The organism is Subtercola boreus (assembly GCF_006716115.1).
In the GTDB taxonomy this organism is placed as follows: Bacteria; Actinomycetota; Actinomycetes; order Actinomycetales; family Microbacteriaceae; genus Subtercola; species Subtercola boreus.
The window spans coordinates 3,248,140-3,265,343 of the sequence record NZ_VFOO01000001.1 but is presented as its reverse complement, the minus strand read 5'-3'; the positions used below and the strand labels follow the sequence as shown (position 1 = coordinate 3,265,343).

Annotated in this window: 23 protein-coding genes; 10 read left to right on the top strand and 13 right to left on the bottom strand. The window is 69.5% G+C overall.

Annotation, left to right across the window (positions count from 1 at the left end; all coding sequences use genetic code 11):
* Positions 1-6: 6 nt before the first annotated feature.
* On the bottom strand, positions 7-507 hold the full coding sequence (locus tag FB464_RS15260; RefSeq protein WP_246093089.1) for a MarR family winged helix-turn-helix transcriptional regulator: 501 nt from the start codon (positions 505-507) through the stop codon (positions 7-9).
* A 39-nt stretch (positions 508-546) separates the two neighbouring features.
* Between FB464_RS15260 and FB464_RS20305 the strand changes: the two genes are divergently transcribed.
* On the top strand, positions 547-831 hold the full coding sequence (locus FB464_RS20305; protein WP_246093088.1) for a hypothetical protein: 285 nt from the start codon (positions 547-549) through the stop codon (positions 829-831).
* A gap of 48 nt (positions 832-879) precedes the next feature.
* A complete protein-coding gene (locus tag FB464_RS15255) occupies positions 880-1,938 on the top strand; it encodes an AraC family transcriptional regulator (protein WP_170152016.1) in 1,059 nt (352 codons plus the stop codon).
* 15 nt (positions 1,939-1,953) lie between these two features.
* Here the strand turns inward: FB464_RS15255 and FB464_RS15250 are convergent, their stop codons facing one another.
* Genes FB464_RS15250 through FB464_RS15240 form a run of 3 tightly spaced genes read right to left on the bottom strand, consistent with a single transcriptional unit; the run spans position 1,954 to position 3,499 of the window.
* Positions 1,954-2,307 carry a hypothetical protein gene (locus tag FB464_RS15250; RefSeq protein WP_116416283.1) on the bottom strand — a complete coding sequence of 118 codons (354 nt, stop codon included), beginning with the start codon at positions 2,305-2,307 and terminating at the stop codon, positions 1,954-1,956.
* An 11-nt stretch (positions 2,308-2,318) separates the two neighbouring features.
* On the bottom strand, positions 2,319-2,939 hold the full coding sequence (locus FB464_RS15245) for an Asp23/Gls24 family envelope stress response protein (protein ID WP_116416284.1): 621 nt from the start codon (positions 2,937-2,939) through the stop codon (positions 2,319-2,321).
* Complete coding sequence (locus FB464_RS15240) at positions 2,936-3,499, bottom strand: RNA polymerase sigma factor (RefSeq protein ID WP_116416285.1); 564 nt, start codon at positions 3,497-3,499, stop codon at positions 2,936-2,938. The genes FB464_RS15245 and FB464_RS15240 overlap by 4 nt, the downstream gene beginning before the upstream one ends.
* A 166-nt stretch (positions 3,500-3,665) precedes the next feature.
* Here FB464_RS15240 and FB464_RS15235 point away from each other — a divergent pair, with 166 nt between their 5' ends.
* The 6 genes from FB464_RS15235 to FB464_RS15210 are packed head-to-tail and all read left to right on the top strand — an operon-like array spanning position 3,666 to position 6,079.
* Positions 3,666-4,124 (top strand): Asp23/Gls24 family envelope stress response protein, encoded by a 459-nt coding sequence (locus FB464_RS15235; protein WP_116416286.1) that lies wholly within the window; start codon positions 3,666-3,668, stop codon positions 4,122-4,124.
* A gap of 2 nt (positions 4,125-4,126) precedes the next feature.
* Positions 4,127-4,324 carry a DUF2273 domain-containing protein gene (locus FB464_RS15230; RefSeq protein WP_116416287.1) on the top strand — a complete coding sequence of 66 codons (198 nt, stop codon included), beginning with the start codon at positions 4,127-4,129 and terminating at the stop codon, positions 4,322-4,324.
* Positions 4,321-4,677 (top strand): hypothetical protein, encoded by a 357-nt coding sequence (locus FB464_RS15225; protein WP_116416288.1) that lies wholly within the window; start codon positions 4,321-4,323, stop codon positions 4,675-4,677. Before FB464_RS15230 ends, FB464_RS15225 begins: the two co-directional genes overlap by 4 nt.
* Positions 4,674-5,252 (top strand): hypothetical protein, encoded by a 579-nt coding sequence (locus FB464_RS15220; protein ID WP_116416289.1) that lies wholly within the window; start codon positions 4,674-4,676, stop codon positions 5,250-5,252. Before FB464_RS15225 ends, FB464_RS15220 begins: the two co-directional genes overlap by 4 nt.
* On the top strand, positions 5,249-5,854 hold the full coding sequence (locus FB464_RS15215) for a hypothetical protein (protein ID WP_116416290.1): 606 nt from the start codon (positions 5,249-5,251) through the stop codon (positions 5,852-5,854). The genes FB464_RS15220 and FB464_RS15215 overlap by 4 nt, the downstream gene beginning before the upstream one ends.
* Before the next feature lie 51 nt (positions 5,855-5,905).
* Positions 5,906-6,079, top strand: a complete 174-nt coding sequence (locus FB464_RS15210; RefSeq protein WP_116284587.1) for a CsbD family protein — start codon at positions 5,906-5,908, stop codon at positions 6,077-6,079.
* Between the two features lie 151 nt (positions 6,080-6,230).
* Here FB464_RS15210 and FB464_RS15205 read toward each other — a convergent pair whose 3' ends face one another.
* The 4 genes from FB464_RS15205 to FB464_RS15190 are packed head-to-tail and all read right to left on the bottom strand — an operon-like array spanning position 6,231 to position 9,914.
* Positions 6,231-7,550, bottom strand: coding sequence for a M18 family aminopeptidase (locus FB464_RS15205; RefSeq protein ID WP_116416291.1), 1,320 nt, complete (start codon positions 7,548-7,550; stop codon positions 6,231-6,233).
* A gap of 42 nt (positions 7,551-7,592) precedes the next feature.
* Complete coding sequence (locus FB464_RS15200; protein ID WP_116416292.1) at positions 7,593-8,777, bottom strand: hypothetical protein; 1,185 nt, start codon at positions 8,775-8,777, stop codon at positions 7,593-7,595.
* A 37-nt stretch (positions 8,778-8,814) separates the two neighbouring features.
* Positions 8,815-9,672, bottom strand: a complete 858-nt coding sequence (locus tag FB464_RS15195; RefSeq protein WP_116416293.1) for a PhzF family phenazine biosynthesis protein — start codon at positions 9,670-9,672, stop codon at positions 8,815-8,817.
* Entirely contained in the window at positions 9,672-9,914 is a 243-nt protein-coding gene (locus FB464_RS15190) for a hypothetical protein (RefSeq protein ID WP_142206730.1), read from the bottom strand. Before FB464_RS15190 ends, FB464_RS15195 begins: the two co-directional genes overlap by 1 nt.
* On the opposite strand from FB464_RS15190, the gene yczR reads away from it, so the two are divergent.
* Positions 9,913-11,493, top strand: a complete 1,581-nt coding sequence (yczR, locus tag FB464_RS15185; RefSeq protein WP_116416294.1) for a MocR-like transcription factor YczR — start codon at positions 9,913-9,915, stop codon at positions 11,491-11,493. The two genes, FB464_RS15190 and yczR, sit on opposite strands and share 2 nt — an antisense overlap.
* A gap of 20 nt (positions 11,494-11,513) precedes the next feature.
* On the opposite strand, the gene FB464_RS15180 is transcribed toward yczR, so the two are convergent.
* The 4 genes from FB464_RS15180 to FB464_RS15165 form a co-directional block, all read right to left on the bottom strand.
* Positions 11,514-12,431 (bottom strand): NADP-dependent oxidoreductase, encoded by a 918-nt coding sequence (locus FB464_RS15180; RefSeq protein ID WP_116416781.1) that lies wholly within the window; start codon positions 12,429-12,431, stop codon positions 11,514-11,516.
* A gap of 89 nt (positions 12,432-12,520) precedes the next feature.
* On the bottom strand, positions 12,521-12,952 hold the full coding sequence (locus FB464_RS15175; RefSeq protein WP_116416295.1) for a MarR family winged helix-turn-helix transcriptional regulator: 432 nt from the start codon (positions 12,950-12,952) through the stop codon (positions 12,521-12,523).
* Positions 12,945-14,507, bottom strand: coding sequence for an MFS transporter (locus tag FB464_RS15170; RefSeq protein ID WP_246093087.1), 1,563 nt, complete (start codon positions 14,505-14,507; stop codon positions 12,945-12,947). Before FB464_RS15170 ends, FB464_RS15175 begins: the two co-directional genes overlap by 8 nt.
* A 40-nt stretch (positions 14,508-14,547) precedes the next feature.
* Entirely contained in the window at positions 14,548-15,009 is a 462-nt protein-coding gene (locus FB464_RS15165) for an Lrp/AsnC family transcriptional regulator (RefSeq protein WP_246093086.1), read from the bottom strand.
* A gap of 96 nt (positions 15,010-15,105) precedes the next feature.
* Here FB464_RS15165 and FB464_RS15160 point away from each other — a divergent pair, with 96 nt between their 5' ends.
* Complete coding sequence (locus tag FB464_RS15160) at positions 15,106-15,663, top strand: DUF2000 domain-containing protein (protein ID WP_116416297.1); 558 nt, start codon at positions 15,106-15,108, stop codon at positions 15,661-15,663.
* An 81-nt stretch (positions 15,664-15,744) separates the two neighbouring features.
* Here the strand turns inward: FB464_RS15160 and FB464_RS15155 are convergent, their stop codons facing one another.
* Positions 15,745-17,145: a glycine--tRNA ligase gene (locus tag FB464_RS15155; RefSeq protein ID WP_116416298.1), complete on the bottom strand. Its 1,401-nt coding sequence runs from the start codon at positions 17,143-17,145 to the stop codon at positions 15,745-15,747.
* Positions 17,146-17,204: the final 59 nt, after the last annotated feature.

The window sequence follows — 17,204 nt, the reverse complement described above, 5'->3', positions numbered from 1 at the left end:
CCGAAGCTACCGCACCGCCTGCTCCCGCACCGCCTGCTCCGGAACAGCCGGCTCCGGAACCGGGGTCGTCGTGCTCGCGGCCCCGATCACCCGGTGCAGCACCGCGCGGAGCTGCTCGAGCTCCGCGACCGACATGTCCAGGGCCTGGGCGACCCGCGGAGGAATGCTGAGCGCAGCGGCGCGGAGCGCGAGCCCGCTCTCCGTGAGGGTGATGTCGAGCATCCGTTCGTCTGCCGCGTTCCTCTCGCGCCGAACGTGGCCGGCCGATTCGAGGCGCCTGAGGAGCGGCGACAGTGTCGCGGGTTCGAGGCTGAGCGCCGCCGCGAGGCCGCGGAGCGAGCGCGGATTCTGTTCCCAGAGCGCGAGCATCACGAGGTACTGGGGGTGCGTCAGCCCGAGGGGTTCGAGGATCGGCCGGTAGAGACCGGTCACGGTACGCGCCGCGACCGCCAGTGCGTAACAGACCTGGTTCTCCAGGGCGAGCGGGTCGTCGAACGATTCGGGCACAGGTGCGCTCCTCACGCTTTTAGTTAGTACACTAATGATATGGGAACGAACGGTGTGCACAAACCGACTCTGAAAGAGGCCGGAGGGCTCGGCAACTGGCTGAACGCGCGCCTCTTCCCCTACCTCGGCCCGCCGCCCCTCGGCCCGATCGACACCGAGTCCGCAGAATCGAAGGCCGCCAGGGCGCAGGCGGGATCGTGTCCGCTCTGCGGCAGAATGATGTCCGACCATGAGATCGACCGCTCCGGCGAGCGTACGCAGCTGTACTGCCCCACGAGCCCCGACCTCACGAGAGAAACCTCGGGAGTGAAGCCGCAGGAGTGATTCATTCGGGGGATGGAGCTCATCACCCGAATGAGCCAAGATGAAGGGGTGGGACAGACTCGAGACACCAGCCGGGTGCAGTGGTCCCTCGCCGGCCAGGACGGAATCGACCGGGCACCCGTGCGCATCGACTGCGCCGACCCGCATGCCTTCCGTTCGCGTGGCACACGGTGGACGTTCGGCGACGTGATCGTCTCAGACACGATCCACACGGCGTGCACGGTCTCGTCTGTCGAGACCGGTGGGGTGGATGACCGGGACCGCGTCAGCGCGATCTTCGTCCTCTCCGGCGGGTACGACATCGTCGATGCCGACCGGGAGCTCTCCCTCGGAAAAGGCAGAGCGGGCTGGCTTTCAGTCCGGAGACAGGTCTCCGGCACCAGCGTGCAGACCTCTCGGGTGGTTCGCGTCGCCGTTCCGCGCGAGTCGCTCGGGGGCGCCGAACAAGGTCACCGGTCGTTGGGACGGTTCGACGAGGCACTGATGCTCACGGCACCGACGCTCGCCTTCGTGCTCGGGCTGATGGGCCGCGCCGATGAGCCGGGCTTCGGCGTCGACGGGGGCACCGACGGGGATGTCGGCAACGGGCATCCGGCGGTCAGGGCACTGAGCCAGCTGGTCTCGGCACTGTTCCGCGAGCAGAGCGGCCGTGTCGAAGCCCGGGCCCTGCCCGCTGCCGGCCTCTGGGCTGCCGCGCTCGCCCTGATCGACCGGGAGTTCCGCGACCCGCTGCTCGACCCTGCGTCCCTGGCCGTGCGACTGCACATCTCGCTCCGCCAGTTGCAGCGCGCTTTTGCGCAGAACCGGTCGACGATCAGCGATGCGATCCGCGACCGACGCGCGGAGTCGGCGGCAGCCCTTCTGGCGGACACGGGCAGCAACGTTGGGCTTCCGCTCGGCGGAGTCGCTGCCGCGAGCGGCTTCTCGAGCACCAAGGAGATGCGGTTCGCGCTGCGGACCCGCCACGGCATGACTCCGCGCGAGTTCCGGTCGGCCTCGGCGACCTCGATGCTGGCACCGACGGCAGTGCCGTCAGCGGTGGTGGCGCCGCCAGCAGCGGTGGTGCCGACCGCGTCGCCGGTACGAGTGGCCGTGACAGTCTCCTGACGGCAGCCTCGGACCTCAGCCGATCCGCGCCACCTTGACCGCGATGCTCAGCGGCCGGAGCGGATCGGAGAGGGCCGCGCCGAGCTGTTCAGCGATGGCGTCGTAGACGTCACGGCACACCTGGGTGGCGGACACCCCTTCGCTCACGCCGATGGTCACAGCCACCACCAGTTCACCGTCGACCTCCGACACCGCGACCACGTCGGGGGACACGGCGCCCCGGGTGACGAGCTGGGTCACCTTCGAGACCGTCGCTACGACGACGGGCGCAGACGAGTACACCTCGCTCACGCCGTGCACCTTGCGCACGGTCTCGGTGAGCGCAAGGCTCACAGCGGTTCGATCATCCTGCTGGGGCCTGTCGTTCATCCCGGGGCCTCTCATTCGATCTCCTCGACGGACTGCTCGCCGAGACTCCGCGACAGGTGCACATCGTGGATGGTCACGTCGATCGCGACGATGTTCAGTTCGGTGTGTTTCAGCAGCTCGGCGTAGATGGCCTCGCGGATGCGCGCAGCGGCCAGCGGAATCGACTCGCCCCAGAACACGCTCGCGTCGACGAGCACCGAGATCGGTTCGCCGGGGATGCTCACCTCGCCCTGCAGCACGCACCGGCCGATCAGCACTCCGGACACCGTGTCCCCGGCCGCACGGATGAGCCCCCGCACAGCACCCTCCGTGAGGGTGAGCGACGCGTGCGCCGACGGATGCTGCACCGGGATGTTCCGCCCGGACTGCGCTTCGAAGCCGATGCTGTTCAGGATGCCCGCGATGAAGCTCTCGTCGGTGGCCGGTTGCTCCGCGACATCCGATTCCAGCAGCGACAGCGACAGCCCCTTCAGCCGGAGCATGGCGTCGAGTGCGATCTGGCAGCCCGGCGAGGACTCGATGCTGGGATCGAGCGGCTGGCGGCCCGCCGCGAGGTAGTCGCTCAGCTCGTCGATGGTGTGGCCGTCGAGGTCGGCCGGCTCGAAGCCTTCGAGTTCTGCGTCTCCGGTCATCGCCACGCCTCCATCTCACGGATCAGGTTCTTGCGGGCCCTGGCGAGCAGCCCGCGGACGGTGGAAACGGGCAGGTCGAGCTCCTGGGCGATGTCGTCGTAACTGTAGTCGGCGATCTCCTTGAGAATCCAGCACTGGCGCTGCTCGGCCGGCATGGCGTTGAGGGCCTGGCCGAGTGCCGCCTCGCGCGAGTGGGCCTCGGCGACCTGCGGGGGCGTGCTCGACGGCGGCGCCTCCTGCTCGTGGTCGTCGATGTCGACGTGGAGCTTCCGGGCACGGATGCGGTCGATGCTCTTCCGGCTCACGATGCGCATCAGCCAACTCTTCACCACACTCGGGTCGGCGAGCGTCGACAGCTGCTGCCACGCGGTGATGAAGGCCTCCTGCACCACGTCGTCGGTCTCGTCGTTCGAACCGAGCACCCGTGTCGCGTAGGCGCGCATCAGGGGGCTGTACCGCCGCACCAGTACCTCGAAGGCGCGCACGTCGCCATCGGCGGCACGGCCCGCGAGGGTGCGGTCGTCGGCGTCGACGAGTGAGGGCGTGGATGCTCCATCCATCCGATTGCGCCTCCACTCCGAACATCCACCAGCCGACCACTTGCACGGATCGGAAAAAAAGTTCAAGAGGTGGCGTGACGATTCTGGCACTGCCACCGTCTTACTAGTGACTATCGCACATCACCCCCGGAACCCCGGGGACGTGCACACACAACTGGAGCATCTCATGGCAAACACCACGACCCCCGTAACGCCGGCCACGATCGCCACCACCCCGGCCACGACCACCCCCATCGCCGAGACCGCGATCGGCAAGACCACCATCAACGACAGCGTCGTTGCGAAGGTCGCCGGCATCGCCGCCCGTGAGGTCAGCGGAGTGCACGCCCTGGGCGGCGGAGCTGCCCGCGTGATCGGGTCGATCCGCAACGCGATCAACAACACCGACCTCTCGCAGGGCATCAGCGTCGAGGTGGGCGAGACCCAGGTCGCCGTCGACGTCATCATCGTGGCCGAGTACCCGGTCGCCCTCCAGGATGTCGCGAACGACGTGCGCTCGTCGATCATCGACGCCATCGAGAACCTCGTGGGCCTCGAAGTCACCGAGGTCAACGTGACGGTCGACGACGTGTTCATCCCGTCGGCCGACGACAACGCCCCTGAGGCCGAAGCCCGGGTCCAGTAGTCATGTCCTCCACAGCAACCCGCGCCGGCATCGCGATCGGTGCCGTCCTCGCGTTGACCTGGGTCGCCTTCGGGTTCTGGGCCTTCGTCTTCGTCGCGTTCGCCATGGCGATCGGCGCGATCGTCGGCCGTGTCATCGAAGGCAAGCTCGACCTCTCCGCGGTGGTCGGCGCGTTCAGAGGGAAGCGTTCGTCGTCATGAGTCCGGCCACCCTGGGGCACACCCGCGTCACCGCGAGGGCCCTCGACCGGCTCATCGCGGCCGTCGCGGCAGATGCTCTGGGCGTCGACGCGCGCACCGTCAGCATCGATCTGGCGGACTCCTCCGGCCGGCTCGCAGTGACGGTTCGCTCGCCGCTCGGCGTGGTACCGCTCACCCGGGTCACGGCTGAGCCGGGGATCGTCGCCCGCACGGGCGGTTCCCTCCTCGAACGAGCGGCCTCCGCCCAAAAGCAGATCCGGATTCGCGGTACGGAGTTGAGCGGTTCCGACATCTCCACCGTCACCGTGCGGCTCACGGGCATCGACCTCCAGAGAGAAGGGCGCGTCTCATGAGCACCACCTCGCTCTATCGCCGGCTGAACCGGCGCGAGACGCACTCGCCCCTCTCGGGTCTCGCCATCGTGCTCGCGGTGATCGCCATCCTGGTGCTCGCCTACCTGGGTGTCGAGTCCGTGCTCCGCGTGCTGGGTGCCGCACCGCTCCTCGCGGCTCCGGCCACCCTGGCGCAGGGGGTCACGGATGCGCCCAGCTACCCGTCCTGGACGCTGATCGCCGGCGGCATCGTCGTCGCGCTGGTCGGCCTGGTCTTCGTGATCACCGCCTTCTCGGGTGCCCGCCGGGCACGCCACACCCTCACGTCGGAGCGGTCCGCGACCGTCATCGACAACGAGGTGATCGCGTCGGCACTGGCACGGCACGCCGCCCGCGCCGCCAACATCAGCCCCGACAACACCAGCGTCACGGTCACGCACCGCACCGCGGTGGTGCACGTCACCCCCGCGTCGGGCAGCTCGGTCGACAAGGCCGCAGTGGCCAGCGCGGTGGATGAACAGCTCGCGGCGTACGCACTGAAGCCGGGCATCCGGTCGCGCATCGTCATCAGCTCGAACGGAAAGGTCGGAGCATGAACAGCACCAATCGCGGCGCGAACCGCGCGGTCATCCTGCTTGCCGGGCTTGTCCTGCTCGTCGTCGGGCTCGGCGCCCTCGCCGTCGGGGCCCTTCCGTCGGTGCAGACCGGTTTCGCCGACCAGGCACCCGGCGCAGAGAACACGGTGACCGACTGGCTGAAGGCGACACCATTGGCCGGCACCGGCCACAGCTGGCTCTGGATCGCTGCCGCCGCCATCGCCGTGCTGTTCATCGTGCTCTTCGTGGTCTTCATCGTGCGGCAGGGGCGCGGGCACACCCGTGAACTGCTTGCAGACGCGCCCACCGAGCACGGCCGCACCATCGTCGACTCCTCGGTGGCTGAGCACCTCCTTCAGGACTCGCTCAGTTCCCGGCCCGAACTCGTCGGCTCGCACGTCTCGACGTACGCCGTGAAGGGCACGTCGGTGCTGAAGGTGTCGGTCTCCTGCCGGCGCGGGGTCTCACCCGCCGACGCGAAAGACCTCGTCGAGGCGCAGCTTCTCGCCCTCGACGAGCTGCTCGGCACCAGCATTCCGGCGCTGATCCAGGTCAGCGGCGGCTTCCGCACCCGAACGGCCGGGGCGACCCGGCTCGCCTGAGCCTCCCCTGGCCACACCACCCACAGATCACCAACAGAAAGGATGACTCCCATGAGTGCATCAGACAAGATCCAGAACGCCGCCCAGGACCTCGCCGGCAAGGCGAAGGAAGCCGTCGGCAACATCACCAACGACGACTCCAAGGTCGCCGAGGGCAAGGCCGACCAGGCTTCGGCCAGCGCCAAGAAGGCCGGCGAGAACGTCAAGGACGTCTTCAAGGGCTGACCCGCCCGTCTCCCCCCCCCCCCCCCCCCCCCCGCTCCCCTGCGCGCTCCGCGCATGGGGAGTCGAAAAGTGCCCCAGAACTCCGGTTTTGGGGCACTTTCTGACTCCCCGACGGCTTTGGCGGGGGGGGGGCAGGGTCGGGCGGCGGGGGTCAGGCGGCCGGGGCCAGGAAGGCGGCGAGGGCCAGGCGGAGGGCCGCGAGGTCGTTGACGTGGGCGAGCTCGCGGGCCGAGTGCATCGAGAGCAGGGGCACGCCGACATCCACCACCCGGATACCGAGGCGGGTGGCCGTGAGCGGGCCGATCGTCGACCCGCACGGCACCGTGTTGTTCGACACGAACTCCTGGTACGCCACACCGGCCTCCCGGCAGGCGATCGCCCAGAGCGCCGCACCGTGCGCATCCGTCGCATACCGCTGGTTGCCGTTGATCTTCAGCAGCGGTCCCCCGCCCGCGACGGGCCGGTTCACGGGGTCGTGCTTCTCCGGGTAGTTCGGATGCACGGAGTGCCCGGCATCGGCCGAGACGCACCACGAGCCGGCGTAGGCCCGCATCCGCTGCTCGACGGTCGCACCGAGCGCCGCCACGATGCGGCTGAGGATGTCGTCGAGCAGCGGTCCGCTCGCACCCGACCGCGACTCCGAGCCGAGCTCTTCGTGGTCGAAGGCGGCGAGCACGCTGGTGTGGGGTGCTGTTCCGTCCGCGTGGCCGTCGGCCGCGACATCCAGAAGCGCGCGGAGCCCCGCGTAGACCGAGCTCAGGTTGTCCATCCGCCCCGCCGCGAAGAGCATGCCGCCCTGGCCGAACCGGGCAGGCGCCGCGGTGTCGGCCGTCAGGATGTCGTAGCCGAGCACGTCGGCACCGGTGAGTGCGGCATCCGCGAGCCCGGCGAGGTGCCCGACGAGGTCGGCCGTGCCGAGGTCCCCGACGCCGAAGACCGGGGCGGTGTGGCGCTGGCGGTCGAGGGTCAGCCCGGCGTTCGCGTCGCGGTCGAGGTGGATGGCGAGCTGCGGGATCCGCAGGAACGGACCGGTGCGCACGAGGTGCTCCCGGCCGTCCCGCGTCACCAGCCGCCCGGCGAGCTCGAGTTCGCGGTCGAGCCAGGAGTTCAGCAAGGGCCCGCCGTAGACCTCGACCCCGGCCTGCAGCCAGCCGTTCGAGGCGATGGTCGGCTTCGGCTTCAGCTTGAAGCCGGGCGAGTCGGTGTGCGCCCCGACGATGCGGAACGGGCTCGTCGGGCCGGCGCCCTCCGGCGTGACCCAGGCCACGATCGCGCCGTCGCGGATGACGAAGAACCGCCCGGCCGGGCCACCGCCCGCCCCGAACCACTGCTCGGTCTCGACCAGCCGGGTGAATCCGGCCTGCTCGAGCTGCCGGCCCGCCTCAGCCGCCGCGTGGTACGACGACGGCGAAGCGCTGATGAACCGGGCGAAGTCGTCGATGTAGGCGGAGGGGTCTGGTGCGGCATCCATTCGTCCAGTCAACCACCTGTTCGGGCGGCACGGGCCAGCACGCTACCGGCGCAGCAGCTCTGCGCCGACGGACTCCGGATGCCCCTGCAGCACGGCCGCGGCCAGCCACTCCTCGACGGTGATGCCGTTCTGCCGGTCGGTCTGGAAGGTGTCGACCGTCGAGAGCACGTGCCGCGTCTCACCGTTCCCGTCTGCGCCGGTGTCGGTCACGTAGACGTACGCCCCGACGGCGGATCCGCTGAGCGTGCGGAACGCGGACTTCATCGCGTAGTTCCAGTCCGCGCCCGCCTGAGGCGTGTAGTAGCCGTCGTCGAGGCCTGCCGAGAAACCGGCGAGGGTCTTGTCGAGCACGGTCTGGGACACCAGCGAGGTGAGGCGGCTGCCGAACCGGGACTGGTTGTGGGCCACGGCCGCGCCGAGCGGATCGGCACCCGGCGCGAAGCCGAAACGCTTCTCGAACTGCGAGCCCCAGAGACCTTCGATCGTGTAGTCGAGCGACGTCGCGGTGATGAAGGAGCTGTCGGAGTACTCGACGAGCGGCGCGGTGCCGTAGTGGTCGCCGATCGGGCCCAGCCAGAACGCGGCGTTCAGTCCGCCCGTACCGGCTCCCGCGACCAGCACGCTCGCCGGGTCGGCGACGTTCGCGTAGACCCAGTCGAGGGCGGCGGTCGTGTTGTTGTAGCCGTTGAAGTCGGCCGTGGCCGTCGGACCGTCGACGGTGGTCATCGTGACGTTCTGCGCGTCGCCGACACCCAGGTCGCCGGTGGTCGTCGGCACGTACACGATCGTCGAGGAGGCGAAGGGCGCGTCAGCGTCGGTGCGGAGCAGCCCGCCGAAGGTGTTCAGCTCGTAGAACGGCACGTTGTTCGTGTAGAAGTTGCCGCCACCACCGAACAGGCTGGACTGCGGGGTGATGGGCTCGAGGGTCGTCCCCGCGTTCCAGTTCAGGCCGCCGTCGCCGAAGAAGACGATGAGGTTCTGGCTGGAACCGGGCCGCACGAAGAGGTTGTACGCCGAGCCGTCGGCGTTCCGGGCCGGGTCGCCGAGCGAGACGCTCGACCAGGCACCCGGTTGCGCGTCGGCGAGAGCCGCCACGGTCGGTGCCCGCTTGACCAGCACGGCGGCCGTGATGACGGCCGCGAGGGTCAGCACCAGCAGGGCCGCGACCACGACGATCAGCCACCGCCACCGCCGGGGGTGCAGGCGGGCGGGGCGGGTGGCGGTCACATCTCATCTTCCCACGCGGGGTGCGCCCGGCTCCTCGCTACAGGATGACCGTGCCCGTGATGCACGTGGTGCTTCTGCCGCCCACCCACACCTGCCCGTCGATGCGGTCGAGGTGAACGAGGCCGTTCCGCCCGAGCCGGCCGCCCTGGCCCGCGAGGTAGTGCTCCGGCGCGTGGCCCGCCCCGATCATCCACTGGGCCAGGCCCGCGTTGAGACTGCCGGTGACCGGGTCTTCGCCCACGCCCGCGCTGCCGGCGAAGGCGCGCACCTCGAACTGCGGGTGCTCGTGCTCACCGGTTCCGGGGTAGGGACCGACCACGCCGATGCTCCTGCCGTTGAGCTCCGCGAGGCGGGGTTCGAGCTCGAGCACGTCGGCGGCGGATTCGAGCAGCAGGCCGACCCAGCCGGGGCCGTTGTCGATCCAGTTGGAGTCGGCGATCCGGGCGGGGTCGATGTCGAGCAGATCGGCGAAGACGGCCAGGTCGGTCGGTTCGACCGGCCCGGATCGCCTCAGCGCGGGAGCGGCGAAGGCGAGCCGGTCGTCGTGCCGGCGAACCTCGACCAGCCCCACACCGCACTCCTGAACGACCGTGCCCGGGTCGCGAGGCGTGTTGCCCGCCTCGAGCCAGGCGTGCGCGGTTCCGAGGGTCGGATGCCCGGCGAAGGGCAACTCGCGGGCCGGGGTGAAGATCCGCACGCGGTAGTCGGCGCCGCCGGCTCGACCCTCGGGAGTCGGCGGGAGCACGAAGGTGGTCTCCGAGAGGTTCGTCCAGTTCGCGAAGGCCGCGAGCGCGGCATCCTCGATCCCCTCGCCGTCGAGCACCACGGCCAGCGGGTTGCCGCGGTACGGGACGCCCGAGAAGACGTCGACCTGGCGGAACGGCCTGGCGCGCATCAGACTTCACCGCCGTCATACGAAATGGTTCTGCGGGAACCGTAGCCGTCGGTCTGCACGGCGTACACCGTGCAGGCGATTGCAATCAGGCCAATGAGACCCAGTATGGCGAGAAAGAACACGATCAACCACTCCACTTCTGAAATTACACGGCGTGAAAGCAGGGATTGGATGCCGCTGTTCTCAGTAAAGAGCCAATAGTGGCTGGTGACAACAGGCCAATTTGGGTAAAGTGGACTCATGGCGACTCTCCATGTGACCGCACGCTCCCTCACCGTTCTGCTGGGGGACTGGACGGGCGACGGCCCCGCCTACCGCGCCCTCGCCGACAGGATCCGCCTGCTCGTGCTCGACGGTCGCGTCCTCGTGGGCAGCAGGCTCCCCGCAGAACGCGAGCTCTCGACGCGGCTCGGGCTGAGCCGCAGCACCGTCGCGGCCGCCTATCGCGAGCTGAGGGAGGCCGGGTACCTCAGCAGTGTGCGCGGGTCGGGGAGTGTGACCCGGCTGCCGGGAGACGACAGAGCCTCGATCCACCCGGTGCCCCGCTCCGTGCAGCCTCCGGCCCTGCGGCTCGTCGAGCCGGGCGGGCGTGCCGGCGGCGCCGTCACGTCTGTCTCCGCGGGAGCGCCACGCCCTCGGCCGCGTCTGGCCCCCACCGCGTCGTGGGCGGAGCCACGCGGCGTCGACCTCGCCCCCCTGAACTTCAGCCAGGCCGCCCTGCCGGCTTCGGCGGGCGTGGCTGAGGCCATGCAGCAGGCCGCCGCAGACATCGTCCCCCTGCTCGGCACCCTCGGCTACGAGGCACACGGCCTGCCGGCACTCCGGGAGGCCATCGCCGACCGGTACACCGAGCGCGGCCTGCCGACCGAACCCGACCAGATCATGGTGACGTCCGGCGCCCTGAATGCTCTCGGCCTCATCGCCCGCGCGCTTCTCTCCCGGGGCGACCGGGTGATCGTCGAGACACCCACCTACCCGCACGCCGCCGACACTCTCGTGGCCGCCGGGGCGAGGCTGCTCCCCGTGACGGTCACCGGAGGCTCCGGTTGGGACGAGGATGCCCTGCTCGACACTCTCGCCCAGTCCGCGCCGACCATTGCCTACGTCATGCCCGACTTCCACAATCCGACCGGCGAGTCGATGAGTCCGTCCTTCCGTCGCCGGCTGGTGGCCGCCGCTGCCGCCTCCGCCACGGTGCTGGTCGCCGACGAGACAACAGCAGAACTCGACATCGACCGGCCCGCCGCAGCAGATGGCGAACCCTATATGCCCCTCGCGGCATACGGTGACGCGATCCTGCTTGGATCCGCCAGCAAGACCTTCTGGGGCGGGCTCCGGATCGGCTGGCTCCGGGCCGACACGTCGATGGTCCGCCGCCTCCTGGCGGTGCGCGCCTCCGTCGACATCGGAACGGCCCTGTTCGAACAGCTGGTGACGGCCACACTGGTGCGGCGGACGGCCGAACTGCTGCCGGCTCGCATCCGCCAGCTCGAAAGCGGTCGCGACGAACTCTACGCCGCCCTCGGCCGGAGCCTGCCCGGCTGGAGCCTCCCGGCTGTGCACGGCGGCCTCTGCGCATGGGTCAACATCGGCCGGCCGGTCAGCTCACAACTGGTTCTCACGGCCCGCAGCCACGGCGTGCTCTTCACCGCCGGCCCCCGTTTCGGCATCGGCGGAGCCTTCGAGCGGTTCCTCCGCCTGCCGATCAACTACTCCCCCAGGGAGACGCAGCGGGCGGTGGATGCCCTCCAGACGTCATGGCGGGAGATCGAAGCCCGATCGATCGGCAGCCAGCTGCCCGAATTCGCCGACATGGTCTGACCGGGCGCCTCCGACTCCGCTCAGGTGTCGAGCAGTACCTTGCCCCGCTGGCCTCCCGCCGCGACCAGGCGATGCGCCTCGGCAGCCTCCGCGAGGGGCAGATGCCGCGCCGGCGGCAGAACGAGAGCCCCTGACAGGGCCGCGTCGGCGAGCTGCCGCAGGGCATCCGGAGTCTGGTCTCTGCGTCCGCCCGACGAGAAGGTCACGCCGAGGCCGTACGCCGCCGGATCCGCCAGGGTGATGACGCGTTCCGTGCCGCCCACCAGGTCGATCGAGCCGGGCAGGTCCCCCGCCCCGGCCGCGTCGAGCACCGCGTCGACGCCCTCGGGCGCGAGTTCGCGCACACGCTCGAAGACCCCGTCGCCGTAGCGCACGGGATGGGCACCGAGTTCGCGCACGGCCTCCGCGTCCTTCTCGCTGCAGGTGCCGATGACGGTCACGCCCCGGGCGACCGCGAGCTGCACCGCGAGGGATCCGACCGCGCCGGCCGCCCCGTGCACCAGGAGCGTCTCGCCCGCCGACAGCCCGAGCAGGCGGAGGCCGCGGAGAGCCGCTTCACCGGCCACCGGAAGCGCGGCTGCGATCTCCTCCCGGAGCCCCTGCGGGCGGCGGGCGACGACCGCGGCCGTCGCGAACTCGGCGTATCCGCCGCTCGTCGCCCAGCCGAAGACCTCGTCGCCGACGGCGAGCTCTGCGCTGTCGGCGACCTCCGCGCCGAGGGCGGTGACCACCCCCGCGATCTCACTGCCGGGCGTCACCGGGAAGGCGACCTTCACCATGCCCTCCATAGCCCCGGAGCGGAGCTTCAGGTCGAACGGGTTCACGGCGGCGAAGCGCACGGCCACCAGCACCTCATCCGGCTTCGGGGTCGGAACCTCGACCTCGACCTGCTGCAGCACCTCGGGCCCGCCATACGTGTCGTACCGGATCGCTCTCATCGAAGCCTCCCACTGCTCGTTCCACACACCATCGTCGAGGTCGAGATTACGCCCCCGGCACGGTCGGGACGCGGCTCGGACGCGCGGGCTCAGGCGCGAGTCAGCTCCGCGGCGTCCTCGACGCGGCTCAGGATGCCCGCCAGCACCTCGAGCTCTGCGGAGCCGAGCACGGTGAACTCGGGCGGCGCGACCGGGCGCACAGCATGCACACGATCGAGCATCTCGCGCCCCTCGGCCGTCAGCGCGACCATCCGCACCCGCCGGTTCGACGGATCCGTCGCGCGAACCACGAGGCCCCGCCGCTCGAGGTCATTCACGGCGACGCTGGCAGCGGGAGCATCCATTCCCGCCGCGTCGGCCAGGCCGCCCATCGTCAGCGGCGCGGCGGACAGCCGCCGGATCACACGGACGCGACTGAACGGCAGCCCGACCGCTTCGGAGACAACGCTCCGCCAGTCCTCGAGGTTGTGCGTCACGATGTCGAGCATCGACGCCCACACCTCATCTGTCCGGTCAGTCATGAACGCTCCCCTGCGTCTGGACACTCTTCGCTGTGCCGACGGACTCCGCCTGCGGCGGCGTCGTCTCTGCGGCGGGTTCGTCGGCGAGCAGGTGCGCGATGCGCTCGGTGCTGCGGCGCGCCCACGCCGACGACGACACGATGCCGAGGATCACGATGACCGCCCCGCAGCCGATCACGATCCACCAGAGCGGATGAGTCGCCACGGCGAACGGTGCCCCGATCACGCCAGCCGCGCCCGCCGCCGTCACGGTTCCGGCGAGCGCCACACCGATGGAGGCGCCCGTCTGCCGGCTGGTCGAGGCGAGACCGGCGGCCACGCCCGCCTGGGAGCGGGGCATGCCGGAGACCGCTGTCGTCGTGATCGGTGCGTTGATCATCCCAAATCCCAGCCCGAAGAGCACGTACGCGCCGAGCAGCACCACGTTCGGGGTGTCGATGGTCAGCGTGGTCAGCACCAGGGCGCTGGCCGCGATCAGCGAACCGGCCAGCACGAGCGAGGGACGGGTGCCGAACCGGGCGACGAGGCGACCTGAGATGAGTGAGCAGACAAGCGTCGCGACGGCGAGCGGCAGCATGTAGAGGCCGGTGTGGAAGGCCGAGAGCCCCCGCACATCCTGCAGGTAGAGCGCGTTGACGAAGAGGAACGCCCCGTAGGCCGCGAACCCGCTCACCGCGGTGATCGTCGCCGAGCTGAACGGGATGCTGCGGAAGAACCGCAGGTCGACGAAGGGTTCACGCGTACGACCCTCGTGCCGGATGAGCAGGGCGACGGCGACCGCCGCGAGCAGGAACAGGCCGATGATCAGAGGATTCGACCAGCCCTGCCTCGGCCCTTCGATCAGGCCGAAGACGAGCGAGACGAGCGCCACGACCACGAAGAGCTGGCCGAGCGGGTCGAGCCGGCGGGCGACCGCGGCACGCGACTCTGGTACGAACACGGCGCACAGGATGATCGCGGCGATGCCGACCGGAACGTTCACCCAGAACACCGACCGCCAGCCGATGCTCTCGGTGAGCGCGCCACCGATCAGCGGGCCGAACGCCATGCTGACGCCCACGATCGCGCCCCAGACGCCGACCGCGCGCGCCCGCTCCTTGGCACCCGTGAAGGTGTTGGTGATGATCGACATCGCCACGGGGTTCAGCATCGAGCCGCCGAGGGCCTGCAGCACGCGCGCGAAGATCAGGAAGCCGATGCTCGGCGCGATGCTGCAGAGCAGTGAGCCGAGGCTGAAGACGACCAGGCCGATCTGGAACACCCGGCGACGCCCGAACCGGTCGGCCATCGAGCCGGAGAGCAGCAGGAAGCTCGCAATCGTCAGGGTGTAGCCGTCGATCACCCACTGGAGGTCGGAGACCGACGCCCCGAAGTCGACGCGGATGGAGGGCAGCGCCACATTCACGATCGTCACGTCCATCGACACGATGAACAGGCTCAGGCAGCAGATCGCGAGCACCAGGCCCTTGGGCGATGCCTTGCCCGTGCGCAGTTCACGGTTGACGATCATCCGGGGGCGGGCTCCGCGGGCAGGGGGTTCAACAGTTGTAAACACACAATTATTGTGCGCTTACAAGCTTCTTATGTCAAGCGGGTCAGAGCGGTTCGATAGCGGTGTTCCGCAAGTGCTCATAAACGACGGATGTCCGCACGTCGGCGACCTCGGGGCGCTCGGTGAGCCGGTCGATGACGAAGGCGTAGAGGCTGTCGTTGTCGGCGACCGCCAGGTGCAGCAGGAAATCCTCCGTGCCGCTGGTCACGAAGACCCCGAGTACCTCGGGCAGGCCGCGCGCCCAATTGCGGAACCCTTCGATGTGACGCCTCGAAGGCGGCCGGATACGCACCGCGATCATCGCCTGCACGGGCCGTCCGATGGCGGCGAGGTCGAGCTCGAGGGCGGCGCCGGTGATCACACCGCGGTCACGCAGGCTGCGCGTGCGGTCGAGCGCGGTTGTCGGCGACACCCCGACGGCGGCGGCGATGTCGCGATTGGTGCGCCGTGCATCCTGCTGCAGTTCGCGCACGATCGCCTGATCAAGTTCGTCCAAGGTCGGCATGTGAAGGTCCTTTCCGTATGTCGTACGGATGAGTTGCCCCTCGATCGTATGCCTGCCTAGCATGGGCGCACCAGTCCGCACGAACAGAGGTCATCCATGAGCACCCCCGCCGCGACATCCGCCCCCGCCTTCGAGTCGCACGAGATAACCACGAGTGAGTCGACGCGTTCGGCCCGCCTCAAATGGGTCATCATCGTCGACCGCGACCTGCCCGCCGGGCTCGCTGTGAACGCGGCGGCGTGCGTCGCTGCGTCGGTGGGCGCGTCGGTGGGCGGGATGCTCGGGCCGAGCGGCCTCGATGCCGACGGCGCCGAGCATCCCGGGCTGCCGTGGGCCGGATGCTCGATCCTCGCTGCGACGCCAGAGGAGTTGCTCGCGGTGCGCGCCGCAGTACTGGAGCTGAACGCGGCGGCCTCGGATCCCACCGCGGCCACCACCTCGGCCACCACCTCGCTCACCGCAGACGCCGCCACCGCCCCCGGCACCGTCCATCTCACCGACATGCCGCAGTCGGCGCAGACCAACCGCGTCTACGACAGCTACCTCACCGAACTCGCCGCGACCTCGGCAGCGGACCTGCGATCAGGCGTGCTGAGTATCGTCGGCCCCCGCAAGAAGGTCGACCGCCTCACCAAGCGCCTCGCCCTCCTCTGATCTCATCGAGTGGGCGATTTGGGCCCCAAAATTGCGGCTTTGGGGCCCAAACTGCCCACTCGATGGGGGGGGAAGCGGGGGTCAGGCGCGGCGGAGCCGACCCGCGAGGTGCGCGTGGAGCTCGGCGATCGGCACGCGCTCCTGCTTCATCGTGTCGCGGTCGCGCACGGTGACAGCCGCATCTTCGAGCGAGTCGAAGTCCACGGTGACACAGAACGGCGTGCCGATCTCGTCGAACCGGCGGTAGCGACGGCCGATGGCCTGGGCGTCATCGAACTCGATGTTCCACTCGCCGGCCAGATCATCCGCCACCTGCCGGGCGAGCGGCGAGAGGGCTTCGTTCCGCGACAGCGGCAGCACGGCGACCGTCACCGGCGCGAGGCGCGGGTCGAGGTGCAGCACGACGCGCTTGTCGGTTCCGCCCTTGGCGTTCGGAACCTCCTCTTCGTCGTAGGCGTCCACCAGGAAGGCCATCAGCGCGCGCGTCAGACCGAACGACGGTTCGATGACGTACGGGATGTACCGCTCACCCGTCGTCTGGTCGAAGTACGACAGGTCTTTGCCGCTGGTCTCCGAGTGCGTCTTCAGGTCGTAGTCGGTGCGGTTCGCGACGCCCATCAGCTCGCCCCACTCGCTGCCCGTGAACTCGAACTTGTACTCGATGTCGACGGTGCGCTTGGAGTAGTGCGACAGCTTCTCTTTCGGGTGCTCGAAGAAGCGGATGTTCTCGGGGTCGATGCCGAGATCGGTGAACCACGCCCAGCAGAGGTCCATCCAGGTCTGCTGCCACTCCTCGTCGTCGCCGGGCTTGACGAAGAACTCGATCTCCATCTGCTCGAACTCGCGCGTGCGGAAGATGAAGTTTCCGGGCGTGATCTCGTTGCGGAACGCCTTGCCGATCTGGCCGATTCCGAACGGCGGCTTCTTCCGTGACGTCTGCAGCACCGCCGCGAAGTCGGTGAAGATACCCTGCGCAGTCTCGGGCCGCAGGTAGTGCAGCCCGGTCTCGTCGTCGACGACGCCCAGGTAGGTCTTCATCATCCCGCTCATCTGGCGGATCGGCGACCACTGCCCGATCTTCTTCGGGTGCTCAGGATCGGGGATGTCGTCGAGCCCGTTGACGGGCGGATGACCGTGCTCGGCCTCGTACTGCTCGAACAGGTGGTCGGCACGGTACCGCTTGTGCGTCACGAGCGACTCGGTGAGCGGGTCGCTGAACACCTTGACGTGGCCGGACGCCTCCCACACCGCGGTGGGCAGGATGATGGCCGAGTCGAGCCCGACCATGTCCCGGCGCCCGCGCACGAACGTGTTCCACCACTGGCGCTTGATGTTCTCCTTCAGCTCCACACCGAGGGGCCCGTAGTCCCACGCCGACCGGGTGCCGCCGTAGATGTCGCCCGACGGGAAGACGAACCCCCGGTGCTGGGCGAGGGCGATGACGGCGTCGAGGCGAGACTGTTCGCGGGGCTCTTGGGCCATGGTGGGGTGTTCCCTACAGGTATACAGGTGACGGAGTGCGCGGTTTCGAACCGGTGCCG